Origin of the sequence: Brasilonema octagenarum UFV-OR1 (genome assembly GCF_963888615.1) — a bacterium.
GTDB classification, from domain to species: domain Bacteria; phylum Cyanobacteriota; class Cyanobacteriia; order Cyanobacteriales; family Nostocaceae; genus Brasilonema; species Brasilonema sennae.
This window is the reverse complement of sequence record NZ_CAWPKW010000322.1, coordinates 1-18,224: the sequence shown is the minus strand read 5'-3', so window position 1 is coordinate 18,224 and position 18,224 is coordinate 1. Positions and strand designations below refer to the sequence as shown.

Sequence of the window (18,224 nt, the reverse complement as noted above, 5' to 3'; positions counted from 1 at the left end):
CATGACTCCAAGTCTCCTTAGTAAACAGGAAAATATCCTTGTTAAATAGTTGAGATTTTTGATTGTTTCATGACTGTGATCTATCACGAAACTAATAACTAATGACTAAAACGGCTGGCGTTTACCTTGTCCACTCTCACGGATAGCTGACTCCAGCCGTTTTTTGTTGAAGTCGGAAAAGATGAGGGAGAATAACAAATAGCTGATAACAAATAACTGATAATAAATATCTAATGACTAATTTGATTCTGGTTGTAGACGACGACGCTTTGACGCGGTTACAACTACGAACTTTGCTACAACAAGAAGGGTATCAAGTAGCAGAGGCAATCAATACTGAGCAAGCTTTATATTTGTATATAAAATTACAGCCAAATATAGTGTTGCTGGATGCCCTGATGCCGATGATGAATGGCATTAGCTGCTGTGATCAATTGCAAACACTTGCTGGTGCTACGGAAATACCTATTTTAATCATGAGTGATCCCAACGAGTCAGCATCAATGGAAACCGATGGGGGTGCTGGTGCTATTGATTATATTACCAAGCCAATTAAGTGGCAAGTCTTGCGTCAAAGAGTGCGTCGTCTTTTGGAAGCTCATCACGCTATACAGAAATTGCAACAGCAAACCGAACAGGCGCAGAGTCGAGAGGCGCAACTGGTGATGGCATTAGAAGCAGCCAGCATGATTACTTGGGACTGGGACATTCTCAATAACAAATTAACTTGGCCGGATAACCTCAAACCACTCTTTGGCTTAGAAAGTGCTACGTATGATGCTTTTGTTGAACGCGTTCATCCCCAAGACCGAGATTTTGTCAACCGTTCAGTGATGCAAACTCTCCAAGAAGGCACAGAATACGATATCGAATTTCGTGTTGTTTGGCACAACGGTATGGTTTGTTGGATAGCAAGCAAAGGTGTCGTTTTTCGTGATTCTTCTGGAGTCGCAGTGCGGATGACTGGAATAGGGATGGACATCACTAAACGCAAGCAATCGGAGGAGGCGTTAGAAGTTTATGCCAAACGACAAGCACTTGTAGCAGAACTCAGTCAAGTAGCACTCGGTGGTGTAGACTTAACCACGCTGATGGACGAAACTGTTGCCCTGGTTGCTCAAAGTCTGAAAGTTGAGTATTGCAAAGTTTTGGAACTCTGTAGCGATAATAACACCTTACTGCTACGGGCGGGAGTGGGTTGGGAGCCAGGGCTTGTAGGATACGCAACTGTTAGTGCTGGAATGGACTCTCAAGCTGGTTATACCCTGTCTTCCCAAGAGCCAGTCATTGTTGATGATCTGGGCACAGAAGAGAGATTCAACGGACCTCCCCTGCTGCATAAGCATCAAGTCGTCAGCGGTTTGTCAGTCATCATTCATGGCAAAGAGCGTCCTTTTGGCGTTTTAGGGGCACATAGTACCACACAACGTACTTTTAGTAAAGATGACATTTACTTTTTGCAAGCTATAGCCAATATGTTGGCTACAGCCATTGAGCGTCAAAAAGTCGAAGATGCTCTTAGAGAAAGTGAGCAACGCTGGCAGTTAGCTTTGCGGGGCAATAATGATGGTATTTGGGACTGGAATGTTAAAACGAATCAAGTCTTCTTCTCGACTCGCTGGAAGCAAATGCTCGGTTACTCTGAGCATGAGATTCCCAATCATTTTGATGAATGGATGAACCGCGTGCATCCAGATGATATGATTTCGGTAACACGAGTCATTCAAGACCACTTTACCAAAAAAACCCCTTTTTACATTAGTGAGTATCGAATTCGGTGTAAAAACGGTAGCTACAAATGGATTTTGGATCGAGGTCAAGCACTCTGGGATGATCAAGGTACAGTTGTGCGGATGGCTGGCTCCCATACAGATATTACTGAACGTAAGCTGGCAGACGAAAAACTACAAGAAAGCGAAAACCGTTTTCAAATACTTGCTCGTGCTACGAATGATGCTGTCTGGGATTGGGATTTACTGACAAATAAACTGTGGTGGAATGACAACGTACAAACTCTGTTTGGTTATTCAACACAGCAAGTCAAAAGTGAAGTAAGTTGGTGGCATGAGCATATACACCCAGATGATAGAAACAGAATTATTTCTGACATTGATGCTGTGATCAACAGCAATCAACATTTCTGGTCAAATGAATATCGCTTTCGCCGTGTAGACAATTCTTATGCCTACATTTTTGAGCGCGGTTATGTTGTTCATGACAACACAGGCAAGTCAGTGCGAATGATTGCGGCAATGATAGACTTTTCTGAGCGCAAGCGGGTTCAACAAGAGCTACAGCGCCAGAACTTGCGATCGCAATTGTTTGCCAATATTAGTTTAAAAATTCGTCAGTCCTTACAAATCAATGAAATTCTCCAAACCAGCGTCACAGAGGTACAAAAGCTACTGCAATCTGACCGTGTCCTTATTTTTCGGCTGCTTCCACATGGTTCTGGAGTGGTGATGCAAGAAGCTGTGGTTCCTGGTGTGCCTGCTGTTGTCGGACAAAACATTCATGATCCCTGCTTTGTCGAAGATTATGTCCAGAAATACCGTAATGGACGGATTAGTGCTGTTACCGATATTGAGCAAGGTGGTATCGAGCCTTGCTATATAGAATTTCTGAAAAAACTTAATGTTAGATCTAACCTTATTGTCCCTATTCTTCTAAAAAATCAACTTTGGGGGCTGCTCATTGCCCATCAGTGTATTTGTCCTCGTCAATGGACGAACTGGGAAACTGAGCTTTTGCGACATCTGGCTGATCAAATGGGCATTGCTCTTGCGCAAGCTCAACTTCTAGAACAAGAAACTCGCCACTCGCAAGAACTCATCCGTTCTAATGACGAGCTGCAACAATTTGCCTTTGTCGCCTCTCACGATTTGCAAGAGCCATTGCGTAAAATCAAAACATTTGGCGATCGCTTAAAAGCGACTTGTGGTCATGCTTTAACAGAACAAGGACTAGATTACCTAGAACGGATGCAAAATGCAACCCGTAGAATGCAGGCTTTGATTGAAGATTTGTTAACACTTTCGCGAGTGACTACCAGAGGACAGCCTTTTGTCCCAGTGAATTTGACACAAATTACAAAAGAAGTTTTGTCTGATTTGGAAGTGCGTATCCAACAAACCCAGGCGTATGTGGAGGTAGGCGAGTTACCTATCATTCACGCCGATCCGCTACAGATGCGTCAACTACTACAAAACCTCATCGGCAATGCTCTGAAATTTTGCTGTAAAGAAGAACCACCTATTGTTAAGATTTACAACCAGATATTAAACCAACAAGATGTTGTCCAAGTGTGTCAGATTATTGTAGAAGATCATGGCATTGGTTTTGATGAAAAGTATCTTGACCGCATCTTCAACGTTTTTCAACGCCTGCATGGTCGCAGCGAATATGAAGGGACTGGTATAGGTTTGGCTATCTGCCGGAAAATTGTTGAACGTCACAACGGGAGCATCTCGGCACAAAGTACACCTGGGCAAGGATCAAAATTTTTGATTCTACTGCCAATGCATCCTCCGGCATAATATGCTCTTGCTTAAAAGAGTTTATGATACGCCCAGAGGTTGTCGAGGATTTGGCAACCAATCTTCATTCATTTGTTGCAATTTAATAATCAATTAATCCTAAAACCAACGCAAAGGAGAAAATGCAGAGTGAAGGGTCGGCAAATAACCGTCACAATTTTGATGGCTGATGATGATGAGGATGATTGTATGTTAGCTCGCGAGGCGTTGGCAGAAAGTCGATTAGCAAACGAGTTACACATCGTTAACGATGGTGAACAATTAATGGATTATCTTTATCATCGTGGTATGTATACCCACAAAAGCACTGCACCGCGACCACATATAATTTTGTTAGATTTAAATATGCCCAAAAAAGATGGTCGTGAGGCGCTTAAAGAGATTAAAGCTGATCCACATTTAAGGCAAATTCCCGTTGTTATTCTGACGACCTCCAAGGCAGAAGAAGATGTTTATAGTAGTTACGATTTGGGTGCCAACTCATTTATCATCAAACCTGTCACCTTCGCGTCTTTGGTGGAAGTTATGAAAACACTAGGAAAGTACTGGTTTAACATCGTGGAACTGCCACTATAAGCAAAGGGAGGCAGAAATGAAAGAAAGTCAATTCAAAGTTCTTCTTGTTGATGATGACGAAGATGACTACGTTTTAACTCGTGATTGGTTCGGTGAATTCCAAGTCGCTTGTGGGGAATTGGAATGGAAAAATAATTATCAAGCAGCAATAGATGCAATTGTTAAGAATCAATACGATGTCTGTCTTGTAGATTATCGTTTGGGTGCCAGTAACGGACTAGATTTGTTGCGTGAAGCAATTGATCAAGGCTGCTCTTCCCCAATCATTTTACTTACAGGAAAAGGAGATAGGCAAATAGACATTGAAGCGATGAGAGCAGGTGCTGCAGATTATTTAGAAAAAAGTCAGTTGACAGCTCCCATGCTTGAACGTTCTATTCGTTACGCAGTTGAGCGCAAGCGAGCAGAACAAAAGATTCGCGAACACGCCGCACTCCTTGATGTTGCAACCGATGCCATTTTTGTACGGGATTTAAACAAGAGAATTTTATTTTGGAATAAATCAGCCGAACAACTATATGGTTGGAAGGCAACTGAAGCGATTGGCAAGAATACATCAGATCTTTGGCATGAGAAAGATATAGTACAATTTCAAGAAGCTATTGCAACTTTATTGAAAAATGGTTCCTGGGAGGGTGAACTGCATCAAATAACAAAATTTGACAAAGAAATTATTGTTGAAAGTCGCTGGACACTTGTGCACGAATTTGATAAACAGGGACAATCAATTCTTGTTGTTAATACTAATATTACACAAAAAAAAGAATTAGAAGCACAATTTTTTCGTGCTCAGCGTTTAGAAAGTATAGGAACTTTAGCAAGCGGTATCGCCCACGATCTAAATAACGTTCTTGCACCCATTTTAATGACCGCTCAACTTTTAGAATCGCAACTGAATGATCAGCGGAGTAAACGACTCCTGCCAATATTAATATCTAACGCGAAACGAGGAGCAAGTTTGGTTAAGCAAGTGCTATCATTTACTCGCGGAATTGAGGGCGATCGCACTCTTTTGCAATTAAGGCATTTAATTAGAGAAATTCAGCAAATTATTAAAGAAACATTTCCCAAATCTATTGAAGTTTCCACTTCACAAGACCAAACCCTTTGGACAGTTTCAGGTGATGCAACTCAATTGCATCAAGTCCTGATAAATTTGTGCGTTAATGCTCGTGACGCAATGCCTAATGGCGGTCAATTGACAATCTCGGCGGAAAATTTCATTATTGATACAAATTACGCCAAGATGTATATTGATGCTCAAGTTGGTTCGTATGTTGTCATTACTGTTAGTGATACTGGAGGTGGTATTCCACAAGAAATTATAGACCGCATTTTTGAACCATTTTTTACAACGAAAGACTTAGGCAAAGGAACAGGACTTGGTCTTTCTACTGTACTTGGGATTGTTAAAAGCCACGGTGGTTTTGTTAACGTGTATAGTGAGGTAGGGAAAGGCACCCAATTTAAGGTGTTTTTACCAGCACAAGAAGCTAGGGAAACTCCAGAAGAACGAGATTGCGAATTACCAAACGGTAATGGAGAACTCATTTTGGTTGTGGATGATGAAGATTCCATTCGGGATGTTACGAAAACATCCTTAGAAAGCTATAATTACAAAGCAATAACTGCTAGTGATGGGATTGAGGCGATCGCTCTTTATGCAGAACATCAAGATAAAATCTCTGTGGTCTTAACAGATATGGTTATGCCTTCTATGGATGGAATAACCACAATCCGGACCTTAAAAAAAATGAATCCTGCAGTCAAGATTATTGCCGTTAGTGGACTCGCTTCTAGTGAAAAGGTGAATACAGTCAATAACATGGGTGTTAAAGCCTTTTTATCTAAACCGTATACCGCAAAGCAGTTATTACAGACTATTAGTGCTGTCAAAAGTGGGAATTAAAATAAGGGAAATCGTTAATTGTTAGTAGTGACTAACTACTAACAATTAATAAACAACATTTGCTATTCCCAATCTCCACGAAGAATAATGACTAACCAATCTTCTGAAGTTTTAGCCGTCAACGCAGCTTTTTATCGAGCTTTTGAAAAAAAAGATATTGAGGCAATGAGTACTGTCTGGTCTCAAGGAACTGGCAGTTTTTGTGTTCATCCCGGATGGAATGTACTGCGCGGTTGGAAGGAGATTCGCTCCTCCTGGGTTAACATTTTCAAAAATACTGCTTACATTGAGATAAATACGGAGATAGTGACGACAGTTGTGCGTGATCACATCGCCTATGTTGTACTTGTAGAAAATGTTCTTCAAATCATTAACGGTCAGAGAAGACTAGAAGCACAATCAATTGCTACGAATATGTTTGAGCTTCTAGGCGGTAAGTGGTATCTTGTGCATCATCATGCCAGTCCAATTATGCGCTAAAGGAGTGATAGGAAGATAAGGAACTAATCTCCAATCAACTCCACTGCATCACGTCTATCCCAATTGTCTAAGTAAACTTTGACAATCTCTTCTTTAGCAGTGGGTAGTTGCTTACCAACAAAATCTGGATGAATTGGTAACTCCCGATGACCTCTATCTACCAGCACGGCTAGACGAATAATTTCTGGTCTGCCATACTCGTTTACCGCATTCAAAGCAGCACGAATTGTCCGTCCTTTATAAATGACATCATCGACGAGGACAACTGTTTTCCCTGTTAAATCAAAAGGAATATCAGTTTTTGCAGGAGTCCGCAACCCAATTTGGTCGAGGTCATCACGATAAAATGTAATATCCAACGCTCCGGTCGCTATCGGTATACCTTCAAGCGCCTCAATTTGACGCGTCAGTAACTGAGCTAAAGGTACACCTCTAGTATAAATACCTAACAGTACGAGTTGAGACAAATCACGCGTTTTTTCTACGATTTGAGAAGCGAGACGATTCACGGTACGACGGAGTTCTTCAGGTGAGAGAATCTCAACCACTTTGGTTTCGACAGACGCAGTCATAGACCAATACCCCTGAACAATGAGTTAAACGACAACAAATCGGTCATTGTGACTGGTAGCTTTGGTGGTTAGTCGAATTTTCTACTAACCACTAACTATTCACAACTAGCCATTCCCAATTCCCTATTTCCATGATGATTCACGTTCACGCTCAAATTCAAAGTTTGCTTGTTCAAAATTCAAAAAAATACATCTGATGAACTGTGTTCACCAATTTGTCCCCTAAAAAATGGGCAGGCTTTGGCGCACTCAAAGGACGCGCTTCACTCCCTCAGTTACTCAGCAGTAAAACTACTGCAACCCCCAACCACAGCAAAAAACAATATCGAGTGAGTTGCAAAGCTTGATAAATGCAATTTGGGGTGATGGGATGGATGGCGTCTCCCAGGAGAGGTTTATGTTTTGCTACCCCACGATACCAATTTGTACCTCCCACCTGCACACCTAAAATAGCAGCATAGGCGCACTCACTCCAGCCAGAGTTAGGACTAGGATCACAAACAGCATCCCGACGGCAAATTTGCCAAATATATAAGGGTTTCCCGGACAGAAGTGCCAAAGTCATCACAGTGAGGCGACAAGGAATCCAAGTTAAACAATCTTCTAACCGTGCACTGAACCATCCTAAATATGTATAAGGTTTTTCTCGATAGCCTACCATTGAATCAAGAGTACTGCTGGCTTTATATGCCAAAGCCAGGGTTGTCGGACCGATAACAGGGATAAATGCACCAAGAATCGCATAAAAAAGAGGAGCCATAACTCCATCAGTCGCATTTTCTGTTACTGTTTCTAGAACGGCTCGTAAAATTTCTAGTTCTGTTAAATTTTCTGTATCTCGTCCTACGTAATGACTTAAAGTAGAGCGGGCATCTACAATATGTCCTGTTGTTAATGGTTGTAAAACTGTTTCGGCTGCTCTTCTTAAACTTTGAAAAGCAAAACAGCTAGCTAAGAGAATACTTTCTAACGCGACTCCCAAAAACGGATGCAGTAATCTAGCTCTTTGAATAAGTAGGTAGCCTATAAACCCGCTACCAATTATTAGGATAATGCCTAGCACAATTCCAGCAAGGCGCTGTGTCAGGGAATTTTGACAATATGTGATACTAAATTTGGTAAAGCGAGAAATTGCCCACCCCATGACTCGTACTGGATGAGGCCAACCCCACGGATCGCCAATAAAGTAATCTAAAGTAGCAGCAATAATTAAAACAGCAGCTGATGTCATTAGTCAATGGTCAAAAGTCAAGAGTTAACGATCAAAACTTAAGAGTCAACAGTCAAATTACTAATGACTAAACAATAAAATTGGCTTCTTCCCCAAGAGAAGCCTGCCAACTACGAGCGTCGTAATAAAGATCTGCCAAGGTAATACTGTACAATGCTTCTTTGAGCTTTTGGTGCAGCCTTTGCCAAAGAGTAAATGTGACCCAATCTTCTGCTTGTGTTTGAGAAGCTTGGTGGTGGGGTAAAGGTTCAATAGTTTCTCCAACTGCTTCTAAAACTTCTCCTAGAGAGATTTGTGCAGGTTCTCGAGCCAATTGGTATCCACCGATGCTACCACGCATTGATTTTACTAATCCAGCACGACGCATTTCTATGAGCAGTTTTTCTAAGTAAGGAGCTGGAATATCTTGACGAGAGGCGATCGCCTTAGTAGAAACAGGACCATACCCAGGCTGTAAACTCAAATCGAGCAAGGCTTTCACACTGTAGTGTCCTCTAGTTGTTAGTTTCATTTTGCTAAGCTTTGTCCTTTGTCTTTATGTAATGACTAAGAATTAGTTTTGCTTATCATTGTGTGTGCCAGTGATCAAATTTTGTAAGTAGACAACTTTTTTAGGTATGCTTTATGAAACTTAAACAAATACAGCCTAGTCGTCACCACCAAGCCAGAACTGTAAAGTATGAATTATCCTGTACCATCCATCTGGGGGGTGAAAACAGTGAACAGTGAACTAGGGGTGGACGAGTCCGTTTCCTACCTGATAACTGATAACTGATATTGCGCTTCCTTGATAACTGATAACAGGTTGAAGTAAGGATACTGCACTGGAATATTTTCTCTAGGGTTCAATCGAGGACTTGTTTCCTCTTACTTGATCCTTAATTTGGTCATTGACAAACATACAAACTATAGTTATCACCATTGCCTATCTTCTTTAAAATATATTGTATTGTTAATGTTGGTCATCCCGTCAAAATTTTGCTATCTGGGTGCAATCTACTTGGCAATAGCACCAGATAAAAAATAAATAATGGCGCTCGCATTAGCATAACATCAGCTAAAATAAAATCGATTCACTGTATTTGACCATTCGTTTTTGAATTAAGTTGATGGCTAAACAGAAAAAAATTGAACCTCTAGTTGGTGAAGATCTGCTCAAGAAAGTCAAAGAGCTAGAAAATCTAAGCAAAGAAGAAAAAGCTAAACACTGTGGCTACTATACCGTAACCAAAAACGGTATAGAGCGTGTCAACATGATGAAATTCTTAAATGCTCTTATTGATGCTGAGGGCATTCAGTTAGACAGTGCTCCCAGTGCAAATGGTCGAGGTGGACGCAGTGCAAGCTATAGAATTAGCGTGCAGTCAAACGGTAACTTGCTGATAGGTTCAGCCTATACCAAACAAATGAATCTCAAACCTGGAGATGAGTTTATCATTACTTTAGGCAAAAAGCATATTCGTTTGAGACAAGTAGACTCAGACGAGAGAGAAGAGATCGAGCTAGCAGAAGTTGCTGTGTAAATAGTTATTAGTCGTTAGTCAAAAGTCATTAGACTGTAAAGCTGTTGACTAATGACCGTTACGGCGAACCCCAGTTCCCTGCGGCGGGAGACCCGCCTACAGGACTGGACTAACTTTTGACTGTTGGCTATTGACTAATGCTGACACCTGTTTTGCGAGTCATTGGTAAGTAGTGGCGAAGTGCTCTGCGCGTTACAGCGACGTTGCAGGTTAATCCAATTTGCTCTCTTTCTAGTAAACCTAAAATACGCTCTTGGTTATCTCGTGAAACCACTGGTAAGTGATGCAAACCTTTAAGAGCCATGCGGTCTAATGCTTCGGCTAGAGGTTCATCTTGTAATGCATAAAGAATATCAGTGGTACAGATATCCATGAGTGTTTGATTGCCTGTGTTAGCTTGGATTTCACTTGAGGAATTTGGATATTTTTCCCAAAGGCAAAGAGCTCGGTTGACATCTTCTAAAGAGACGATACCGACTAATTGCCCTGCTTCATTAATAACTAAAGCACTCTGGCAGAGATCACCGCTCATTTCCAAAGCTGCTTCTATCACATTCATGGTCGGTAGCAGCTTTTTCGGACTAGAATACATAGCATCTTCTACCAAGATTTGCTGCAAAATTTCTGCTTGCTCGTCTTTTAACTCAGGAAGACCGATTTGCTGTAAGTTTGAATTAGAGTTAGAAGTTGGTTTGATTCGTTCTACAAGCCAAACACTCAAACCCACTGCTGCCATTAAAGGTAAAACAATGCGATAGTCTCGCGTTAATTCAAAGAGCAACAAAATTGCTGTTAATGGAGCTCTGACAGTTGCAGCTAGAACTGCTGCCATCCCCACCATTGCGTAAGCAGGAGGAGCTGCCATATACTGTGTAACTACAGGTACTAGGCTTGCTAAAATTTTTGCATAAGCTGATCCAAAAGAAGCACCTAAAAACATGGCTGGTGCAAACACACCACCAACAAAACCACTACCAGCACTAACAGCCGTCATGAAGAGCTTCACCACCAGCAGCACCAGCAACAAGTTTAGAGAAAACTTCACATCCTGAAGCATAGCTTCTATAGTGCCGTAACCGATGCCCATAATTTGAGGAAACTTTAAAGCAACAATGCCAACAATGGTTCCACCAATAATCGGATGAATCGGTTCGCGTATGTTACCTAGCCATCGCAAATAAGGTATTTGCCCATGAAAGCAGGCTTTTGCCAAAGCAATGAGTTGGGTATAAGCTAGAGAAATTAAACTGGCTCCCAAACCTAAGCCGAGATAAAGCGGTAATTCCAGAAGGCTGCGGACTTGGTAAGCGGGTAGGGCAAAAGCAGGCTGTGCACCCAAACCAATTTGAGCAACTAATGCCGCAACGACCGCTGCAAGCAGCACGACACTCACGGCAGAAGTGGCAAATGATGTTGCGCCTAACACCACCTCTAAGGCAAAGAAAACTCCGGCAATGGGCGCATTAAATCCTGCAGCTAAACCAGCAGCAGCACCAGCAGCCAAAAGCAACCGCTGTCGTTCTTGAGATACTTGTAAAACAACAGACAGCAGCATACCAAAACTTGCGCCAATTTCTACACTTGGCCCCTCTGGTCCTAGAGAAGCACCACTTCCTAAAGATACTGATGCTGCCAGCATCTTTGTGACTGGTCGTAATTGTCCCTTGATCTCTCCTCCTTGGGATGCGGCGATCAAAGTTGACAGTCCAGGACCAAAATCTTGCGTGCGCCAGCGCATCAATCCGATAATCAGTCCACCAAGGATGGGAACACAGGCTAGAGTCCAAGAACCCCAAGCACCAATGACACCCATAAAATTTTCCAAGGTCAAGCGGTGAATCAGCTCAATCAAAAAGTGAAAGGTCACCACACCCATCCCAGCACCACCGCCTATAAGGACGGCTAAAAGCAGCACAACAGTTTCTGGGGATGGTTGAAAACGGTTAAGCAGATCAGTCAAACGGGCAGAAGGAGTGGTAAAAGCAGGTTGTTCTACCACCTTCCTTAGTTCAGTTGAAGGCAGAAGAGTCATTGAGTGGAGAAGTAAATCTAATAAAAAATTTAAATTTTTCCGTCTTACATTTCATTGTGAGTGATCATTTAGCAACCAGACAAGTCAATTGCATATGTTAGTTTTACAAAGCTTTGGTAAATTAATTCCCGTTGCTGGCAATTTGTGTAAGGACAATGCTTAAATGGGAAAGAATTGAAGGTGAATGGTTATTTGCAGCGCTCATTTAGAGTTGTGAGGAGTAAATTGAAGGTTAAACAGTGTAGACGCCCTATCACCATGAGACAGCGCTATGCACGAGGGCAGCCACTGCAAAGGAAGCGGGTTTACCGACACTCAGTGCAAGTGGCGTTTTTCCGTGTCTTGGCGATTGTATGTCTCTTTGAGAGACGCACTCACCTTGGTGTAAGCGCAAAACGCACGAACTCTTGTGTTGCAAGAGCATCTGCCTTTGGGATTTACAAACCAGCGGGCAAGGCAGGGTGAGAAAAACACCTAATAGCCCTCCGAGTGTGCGCTCCACCATAGGGGTTGCCATAGCTACGATAAATCATTAACTAAAGGCAAAAGTGGATATACACCTTGAGGATGACTCCCTACAGAATGGTACTCACGATAATGTGAAGTATGGAGTTATTGATCCTTTATTATTTTTTGGTCATTCTCACAAAAATCTAGCTATACTCGTGTTGCAATCACTCAGCCATGCTTGTAGCACAAGCTTTTGCTTGTCTAAATTATGGATATTTTCTGTGTGATTTCTGACTGATGTCAGATCACACTAGGTAAATTACACACATTTTGAGCATAAATTATCGCTCAGGTATTGAAAAGAGCAAGTAAGTGGACTAGACGGACGAGGTAGATGAATACACACACCTTTGATAATCATTATGTGACTTGCCCAATTTGCCAAAAAAATACTAAGCCAAAGCTAGTAAAAACGTGCATGGGATTGTATACCTGTTCGTATTGCCAGGAAAGGCTAGTAGTCTGTCAAAGCGGTCATTATGTCCGCGACCCGTTTGCCTACAAACAGATAATGATATCGTCGGTACTCCGTCGCCAAAGCCGACCTTTAGCTAGGATTCTCAGGGATTTTACCATCCTCAAGGGCCCCTTAGTCGCTCTGGTTATAGGAGGTGCTATTCTCTTGAGTGTCATTGGTATGACACAGCAAGCCTCAGACCAGAATTCTCCAACGTTGCCAAAAACAGAAAAGCAACGTTGACATTAGCCTTAGCTTAATTCAAAGTATGCCCTATATTCACAAAACACGCACTCGCGTGTTTAACAGCTTCTCCCGACAAACGTAATTTGGATCAGACGAGTGCTGTTAAACAGCCTCTCTACTAATATATATTGACAAAAACAAAATTATGTGGATAAGGTCAAAATGATTTTTTGCGGCTTAATTTTTCGGTCTGGTTTTTAGCAATACTCTAAAACTTCGATTAACACAACACCCATATCCTGCATTTTACGTCAAGACTTCTACTAGCTACCGCTCCAACAGTTGTTGGAGCGGTAGCTAGTAAATTCGATCCTTTGCTTATTTGAGGGGAACTCTGACCACGCATCGGGCGTAAGTGCTTAGCGTACGCTAAGCACCCCCTTATTCACTGCACGGCTAAGGTCTTTACATGCTGTTGTGTATGTGATTCAAATCACAAGATTTATATTTTCTTGTCTTTTTTAAGATTATTTAGTATTTTTCGTAACTAGTGACCAACCAGAATCATGTTTAACTACCTTTATCGACTCTAATTTAAGATTGTTAAGTGCAGTTTTATCTAGCAGAAAGTAAGGTTGTTTGTCAGATTGCCAATAATCCTTTAGTTCAGTAGAGGAAGCTGGAAGAATAGTGCGATCGCTATAAAAATCCAATGATGGACGACGGTAATCAAAAGATGTGTAAATTTTCTTTGCGGGTGGGTTTGCCTGCTGGATCATCTGTGCTACTGGCTTGACTGGATAAGCTTCATTCAGTTCCCAAACCCAGTCATTGGATTTCATCAACAACAATAGCGAAACATAACTACCCCAAAATAGAATTTTGAGGAATTGCCTATCACCTCGCCTTGCCAAAATAGCGGCTATTGCCATTGTGATCGCGACTGCGGCAAAAATCTGTTGTAAGTCTGGTTGTGTTCTATCCTCTAAACTATAGTAAATACAAACTCCACTTCCCAATATAGATATAAATACTAAAGATAAGAGCAAATACCGAGGATAAGATGATAGTATTGGCGTATTTTCAATTTCCGCAAGCTTAGCACCACAAGCTAAGGCTATGCCTGGGTAGATTGGAAACACGTACCAAGGAAGTTTTGTTTCCATCAATGAAATAGCGATCAAATAAACAGCACACCACACCAATACTAGTTTAGCCCAGCTCAAGTTTCGATTTTCCCAAGTGAATCGCAAACTAGAAGGTAAAAAAATGAGCCAGGGCCATGTGTACTGGAAGATCTCTAGTAAATAATACCACGGCGGTCTAGAATGACCTTCAACAGATTTCCAAACACGCCTCAGGGATTGCTCCATCATGCCAGTTTCGGTAAAACTGTTGCCATAGTGTACAAACTGGGCACCATACCAATAAGCCACAGGTAAAATGCCAAGTAAAATTCCTGTCCACATGTATCGACTGGTAAGCAGTCGGGGTGTGTCCCAAAACAGAAAAACTAGTGCGATCGCCCCTAACAAGAAACCCAACAGACCTTTGGTCAGGCAAATTAACCCAAAAGCGATGCCAACACCCAGACAGTAGCGTAAGTTGCGGCGCGATCGCAGCAAACACAACATCATGACCATGAAAAAACAAACAGCCACCCCATCCAACATTGCTAACCGCCCATGACGTACCACTGGTAGCATTGTCAGGTAAGTCAAGGCGCTATAGATAGCTGCCCAACGTTGGTGAAATATTTCCCGCCCAATGTAATACAGTAAAGGTACTGACAGAGCGCTCAACAGTGCTCCAGGTAAACGTGATGTCCACTCATTGACTCCTCCCAAGGAGTAAGCCCAAGCAATCAGCAAGTGTACGAGCGGTGGCTTATTATGATATGGTTGACCCCCAAGCGTTGGGTAAAGCCAATGCATTGAACCAAATGGGGCACGCCATATTTCGCGCGCAACTTGTGCGACAGTACCTTCATCCCAATCTCGCAGCGGCAAATGTCCCAAATTTATGGTATAGAGTAAAACTGCGGCTAAAAGCAGCACTAGGACCCATACCCAATCAATCCATTTGTCTACTGTGCGATGTTGCTTTTCCAGACGACCCCAAATAAAGCTTCCTTCTTGCATGTTCGGTGGATATTTATTGTGCTTGCTGGTTTGATTCAACTCCAGACGCTTTGGAGTCTTGAATGTTGCCACTTGTTACCACAAGTGTTGTTAAACAATCTCTTCTTCTTTAAATTAACTTATATTTTCTCGTCAATACATAAGATTTCTTACGAAAATTTTCTCTTTTTTTCATTTTCTTTCATACTCTTTGCTTTGGGAAAAGTGCTACAACTATTACTAATCAAAATACCCAATTCGTTTTTTCGGGAGAAGATTTATGAATCTACCTGTTATTGTAGATATTGCTGTTGGCTTGATTTTCATTTACTTAATTTTGAGCTTACTGACTTCGGAAGTTCAGGAATTAATTTCCACTTTTTTACAATGGAGAGGTAAACATTTAAAAAAATCAATTCAACTGCTTGTTGCAGGTGGTAGCGAAACTCAACAGCAAGATATTGATGATGCCACAGTTTTGGTACATAAGCTTTATCAAGATCCTTTGATTAACACGCTGAATCAACAAGCCCAAAAACTAGTAGAAAAAGAAGTACAAGAAATTAATCAATTTAGATACAATTCAAAAGCCTTAAAAGAAAAACAAAGTTCTCCATCTTACATTCCTTCAGAAACATTTGCCATTACGTTATTAGAAGCTTTAAGAATCCCAGAGTTGGTTAATTTTGTTCAAACTCCCTCTGAGAGAAAAACAAACTTGTATATGGTTTTATCTTCTTACAAGCAACTGAAAACAGCTATTACTGATAAGAACAGTGATAGCTATCAGCAAATTCACAATATTTATGGAGACATTACTGAAAATAACGAATTTAAAAAGCTTGTTCAAGATTTACCTGAGTACGTACCAAATAATCTCATCACGAGTCTTAGTGTTCTTGCTCAGCGGAGTAAGTTAAAAATTGATAATATTAAAGATGAGACTAGTCAGTTTCAAAAAGAGGTTGAAACATGGTTTGATCGTTCTATGGATCGCGCAAGCGGTGTTTATAAACGTAATGCCAAAGGAGTTGCCATTTTAATTGGCATCTCAGTTGCTATATTAACCAATACCGATACATTTTTCCTACTCAAAAGACTGTCGCAAGATTCGGCTGTCCGCTCTGCCATAACTGAAAGCGCTATTCAACAAAAGGATTTTCTGAATGACCAAAATGCCAGAAGTCAATTTCAGGAACTTTTAGGCAATGCTTCTGTACCTATTGGATGGCAAAATATTAGTCAACAATTTGAGCCATTAAAGACTAGTCGGGGGAATAGCGCTCAAATGTTTATACTCAGAATTTGGCTAGCTTTTAAAATTCTTTTTGGTTGGATTGTAAGCGGTTTAGCTATTGCTATGGGTGCGCCTTTTTGGTTTGATGTTCTCAATAAAGTGATCAATGTGCGTAATTCAGGACCAAAACCTGTTGCATATACTAAGGATCAACCACCTGAAAAGTAACATTTCTATTCAATTAAAAAATAAAAAGTATTTGCAATTTCCACTCTTTATCTTGACGAAGAATCTCAATGTGCCGAATAAACTCTCGGAAGTAAAATCGTCGCTCTGTTTCAGATAAATCTAACCAAAATTGCTCAATTGAAACAGCTTGGGCGACAGAACGCAAATTAACAGGTGGTAAAGTTGCTAGTTTTGCTTGAAGTGTAGAGATTTCCGTGCGAAGTTTGTATGCTCTTAACTGAGCAGTTTCTGCATCCAAAACTCCAGTTTCTAACAACGAGGGTAGCTGATTGAGTATTTCTTGATGACGGGTAATGTTTTCAGTTAAGCTATTTTTGACTGCATCCAACTGAGGAAAATTCATCCCCGCCACAGCAAGAGGTAAATCACGACAAACAGCTTGAATTGTCTGTTCTAAAATTTCTTGGTAGCGAAGGGCGCGACACTTGGGATTTTTGGGACAGTTAATCGGACGCAAATAAAGATATTCTTTGTCTTGGTTGCGCATAGTCACACGAGTGACACTCATATGAGACTGACACTCCTGACAGACAACCAACCCAGCCAGAGAACGCGGTGCGCTAGCTGTGCGACGAGGTAAACGACTGTTGCGGCGTAACAGTCGATCAACCTGGGCGGCTTCTTCTTTAGTAATAATAGGAGCATGAGTATTGGAGAGAATTTCTCCGTTTTGATAAGCTGTATCACCTCGATAAACTGGATTTGTCAACCAACGGCGTCCGGTGGTGACAGAAATTTTCTTGCTGTATTTTTTCGCTAGGTAACGTACTGCTCCCCGCAGAGAACCATACAATAAGAAATGTTCAAAAAAATCTTTGACAACTGGTGAAGTGGTACGGTCAATGATGTATTTTGCTTTACCTCTGCGGTAACCGTAGGGTACTCTACCGGGTGGTGGCGCAGCATTCAAACGGTTGCGGGCGTGTCCTTGGCGGATGCGGCGGCTATGTTGCTGACGCTGAATTTCGTTGAGTAATTTCAGCAACTGGGCGTGGAGGTTGGGATTTTGTTCGGAAGAATTGTAGTCTTGCTCAACAGCAATGAGTGTTATTCCCATTGCTTCAAGTTCCCCAAGGCGCGAACTGACTTCTTCTACAGTATCTCCTAATTCTTCTAAGCGGCGGATAAGGAGACAATCGGGTGGTTGTGTTTTGCAGTCGTTGAATAATTGTTGTAGTTGAGAGCGTTTTCCTAAGTCTTGGTAAATAAAATCTAACTCCCATCCCCAGGTTGTGGGATCAGGAGTGGGTTCTAGTATAGGGTTAGTGTAGGTGTAGGCGAAGATTTTCATGAGGCGATGTGCTACTTTCCCTAACTCAGATCTTGCACCTTGACTGAGTACGCCTTGAACTTCAGTTCAAGGCTTATAGGCAAAGTCCGTTAAAACGGACTGGGTAAGTTTTTGAGGAGGCACTGCGTTGGGGAGCCAGTACTGCAGGAGGGTTTCCCTCCGTAGGTATCTGGTGAGACAGCGCTGCAGGAGGGTCTCCCTCCGTAGGCGACTGCGTTAGCGCAGCGGAACCGGAGGTTCTCCCCGAAGGGCATCGGGTTAAGCGCGTTGTAGCGACTTCGGGGCCGGACAGCCCGCTTTCAATAGAAGTAGGGA

The 18,224-nt window shown here is 41.8% G+C and carries 14 protein-coding genes; 7 read left to right on the top strand and 7 right to left on the bottom strand.

Features of this window, described 5'->3' with window-relative positions:
- Positions 1–233 precede the first annotated feature (233 nt).
- The 4 genes from AC5590_RS28765 to AC5590_RS28750 all read left to right on the top strand — a co-directional run bounded on the left by AC5590_RS28765 (position 234) and on the right by AC5590_RS28750 (position 6,501).
- A complete protein-coding gene (locus AC5590_RS28765; RefSeq protein WP_169266728.1) occupies positions 234–3,536 on the top strand; it encodes a PAS domain-containing protein in 3,303 nt (1,100 codons plus the stop codon).
- Between the two features lie 129 nt (positions 3,537–3,665).
- Complete coding sequence (locus tag AC5590_RS28760) at positions 3,666–4,112, top strand: response regulator (RefSeq protein ID WP_171977568.1); 447 nt, start codon at positions 3,666–3,668, stop codon at positions 4,110–4,112.
- A gap of 16 nt (positions 4,113–4,128) precedes the next feature.
- Positions 4,129–6,021 (top strand): hybrid sensor histidine kinase/response regulator, encoded by a 1,893-nt coding sequence (locus AC5590_RS28755; protein WP_169266727.1) that lies wholly within the window; start codon positions 4,129–4,131, stop codon positions 6,019–6,021.
- A gap of 87 nt (positions 6,022–6,108) precedes the next feature.
- Positions 6,109–6,501 (top strand): nuclear transport factor 2 family protein, encoded by a 393-nt coding sequence (locus AC5590_RS28750; protein WP_169266726.1) that lies wholly within the window; start codon positions 6,109–6,111, stop codon positions 6,499–6,501.
- A gap of 23 nt (positions 6,502–6,524) precedes the next feature.
- Here AC5590_RS28750 and pyrR read toward each other — a convergent pair whose 3' ends face one another.
- The 3 genes from pyrR to AC5590_RS28735 all read right to left on the bottom strand — a co-directional run bounded on the left by pyrR (position 6,525) and on the right by AC5590_RS28735 (position 8,815).
- Positions 6,525–7,073: a bifunctional pyr operon transcriptional regulator/uracil phosphoribosyltransferase PyrR gene (pyrR, locus tag AC5590_RS28745; protein WP_169153629.1), complete on the bottom strand. Its 549-nt coding sequence runs from the start codon at positions 7,071–7,073 to the stop codon at positions 6,525–6,527.
- A 271-nt stretch (positions 7,074–7,344) separates the two neighbouring features.
- Positions 7,345–8,304, bottom strand: a complete 960-nt coding sequence (gene cbiB, locus AC5590_RS28740; RefSeq protein ID WP_169266725.1) for an adenosylcobinamide-phosphate synthase CbiB — start codon at positions 8,302–8,304, stop codon at positions 7,345–7,347.
- Between the two features lie 67 nt (positions 8,305–8,371).
- Positions 8,372–8,815 (bottom strand): Rrf2 family transcriptional regulator, encoded by a 444-nt coding sequence (locus tag AC5590_RS28735; RefSeq protein ID WP_169266724.1) that lies wholly within the window; start codon positions 8,813–8,815, stop codon positions 8,372–8,374.
- 598 nt (positions 8,816–9,413) lie between these two features.
- Between AC5590_RS28735 and AC5590_RS28730 the strand changes: the two genes are divergently transcribed.
- Positions 9,414–9,827 (top strand): AbrB family transcriptional regulator, encoded by a 414-nt coding sequence (locus AC5590_RS28730; protein ID WP_169266723.1) that lies wholly within the window; start codon positions 9,414–9,416, stop codon positions 9,825–9,827.
- 127 nt (positions 9,828–9,954) lie between these two features.
- On the opposite strand, the gene AC5590_RS28725 is transcribed toward AC5590_RS28730, so the two are convergent.
- Positions 9,955–11,859, bottom strand: coding sequence for a chloride channel protein (locus AC5590_RS28725; protein WP_169266722.1), 1,905 nt, complete (start codon positions 11,857–11,859; stop codon positions 9,955–9,957).
- A gap of 844 nt (positions 11,860–12,703) precedes the next feature.
- On the opposite strand from AC5590_RS28725, the gene AC5590_RS28720 reads away from it, so the two are divergent.
- On the top strand, positions 12,704–13,069 hold the full coding sequence (locus AC5590_RS28720; protein ID WP_169266721.1) for a hypothetical protein: 366 nt from the start codon (positions 12,704–12,706) through the stop codon (positions 13,067–13,069).
- Positions 13,070–13,539: 470 nt separating this feature from the next.
- Here the strand turns inward: AC5590_RS28720 and AC5590_RS28715 are convergent, their stop codons facing one another.
- Complete coding sequence (locus AC5590_RS28715) at positions 13,540–15,153, bottom strand: ArnT family glycosyltransferase (protein ID WP_169266736.1); 1,614 nt, start codon at positions 15,151–15,153, stop codon at positions 13,540–13,542.
- 259 nt (positions 15,154–15,412) lie between these two features.
- On the opposite strand from AC5590_RS28715, the gene AC5590_RS28710 reads away from it, so the two are divergent.
- Positions 15,413–16,597, top strand: coding sequence for a hypothetical protein (locus AC5590_RS28710; RefSeq protein WP_169266720.1), 1,185 nt, complete (start codon positions 15,413–15,415; stop codon positions 16,595–16,597).
- Positions 16,598–16,610: 13 nt separating this feature from the next.
- Here AC5590_RS28710 and AC5590_RS28705 read toward each other — a convergent pair whose 3' ends face one another.
- Entirely contained in the window at positions 16,611–17,909 is a 1,299-nt protein-coding gene (locus tag AC5590_RS28705; RefSeq protein WP_169266719.1) for a recombinase family protein, read from the bottom strand.
- A 73-nt stretch (positions 17,910–17,982) separates the two neighbouring features.
- Positions 17,983–18,224, bottom strand: a 242-nt coding sequence (locus AC5590_RS28700) for a hypothetical protein (RefSeq protein WP_211178578.1), incomplete at its 5' end; no start/stop codon positions are given.

Bases quoted from the DNA above. Each gene is read 5' to 3' on its own strand.
- AC5590_RS28765 (WP_169266728.1), top strand. From the start codon at position 234: ATGACTAATTTGATTCTGGTTGTAGACGACGACGCTTTGACGCGGTTA.
- AC5590_RS28755 (WP_169266727.1), top strand. From the start codon at position 4,129: ATGAAAGAAAGTCAATTCAAAGTTCTTCTTGTTGATGATGACGAAGAT.
- AC5590_RS28750 (WP_169266726.1), top strand. From the start codon at position 6,109: ATGACTAACCAATCTTCTGAAGTTTTAGCCGTCAACGCAGCTTTTTAT.
- pyrR (WP_169153629.1), bottom strand. From the start codon at position 7,073: ATGACTGCGTCTGTCGAAACCAAAGTGGTTGAGATTCTCTCACCTGAA.
- cbiB (WP_169266725.1), bottom strand. From the start codon at position 8,304: ATGACATCAGCTGCTGTTTTAATTATTGCTGCTACTTTAGATTACTTT.
- AC5590_RS28735 (WP_169266724.1), bottom strand. From the start codon at position 8,815: ATGAAACTAACAACTAGAGGACACTACAGTGTGAAAGCCTTGCTCGAT.
- AC5590_RS28730 (WP_169266723.1), top strand. From the start codon at position 9,414: ATGGCTAAACAGAAAAAAATTGAACCTCTAGTTGGTGAAGATCTGCTC.
- AC5590_RS28725 (WP_169266722.1), bottom strand. From the start codon at position 11,859: ATGACTCTTCTGCCTTCAACTGAACTAAGGAAGGTGGTAGAACAACCT.
- AC5590_RS28720 (WP_169266721.1), top strand. From the start codon at position 12,704: ATGAATACACACACCTTTGATAATCATTATGTGACTTGCCCAATTTGC.
- AC5590_RS28715 (WP_169266736.1), bottom strand. From the start codon at position 15,153: ATGCAAGAAGGAAGCTTTATTTGGGGTCGTCTGGAAAAGCAACATCGC.
- AC5590_RS28710 (WP_169266720.1), top strand. From the start codon at position 15,413: ATGAATCTACCTGTTATTGTAGATATTGCTGTTGGCTTGATTTTCATT.
- AC5590_RS28705 (WP_169266719.1), bottom strand. From the start codon at position 17,909: ATGAAAATCTTCGCCTACACCTACACTAACCCTATACTAGAACCCACT.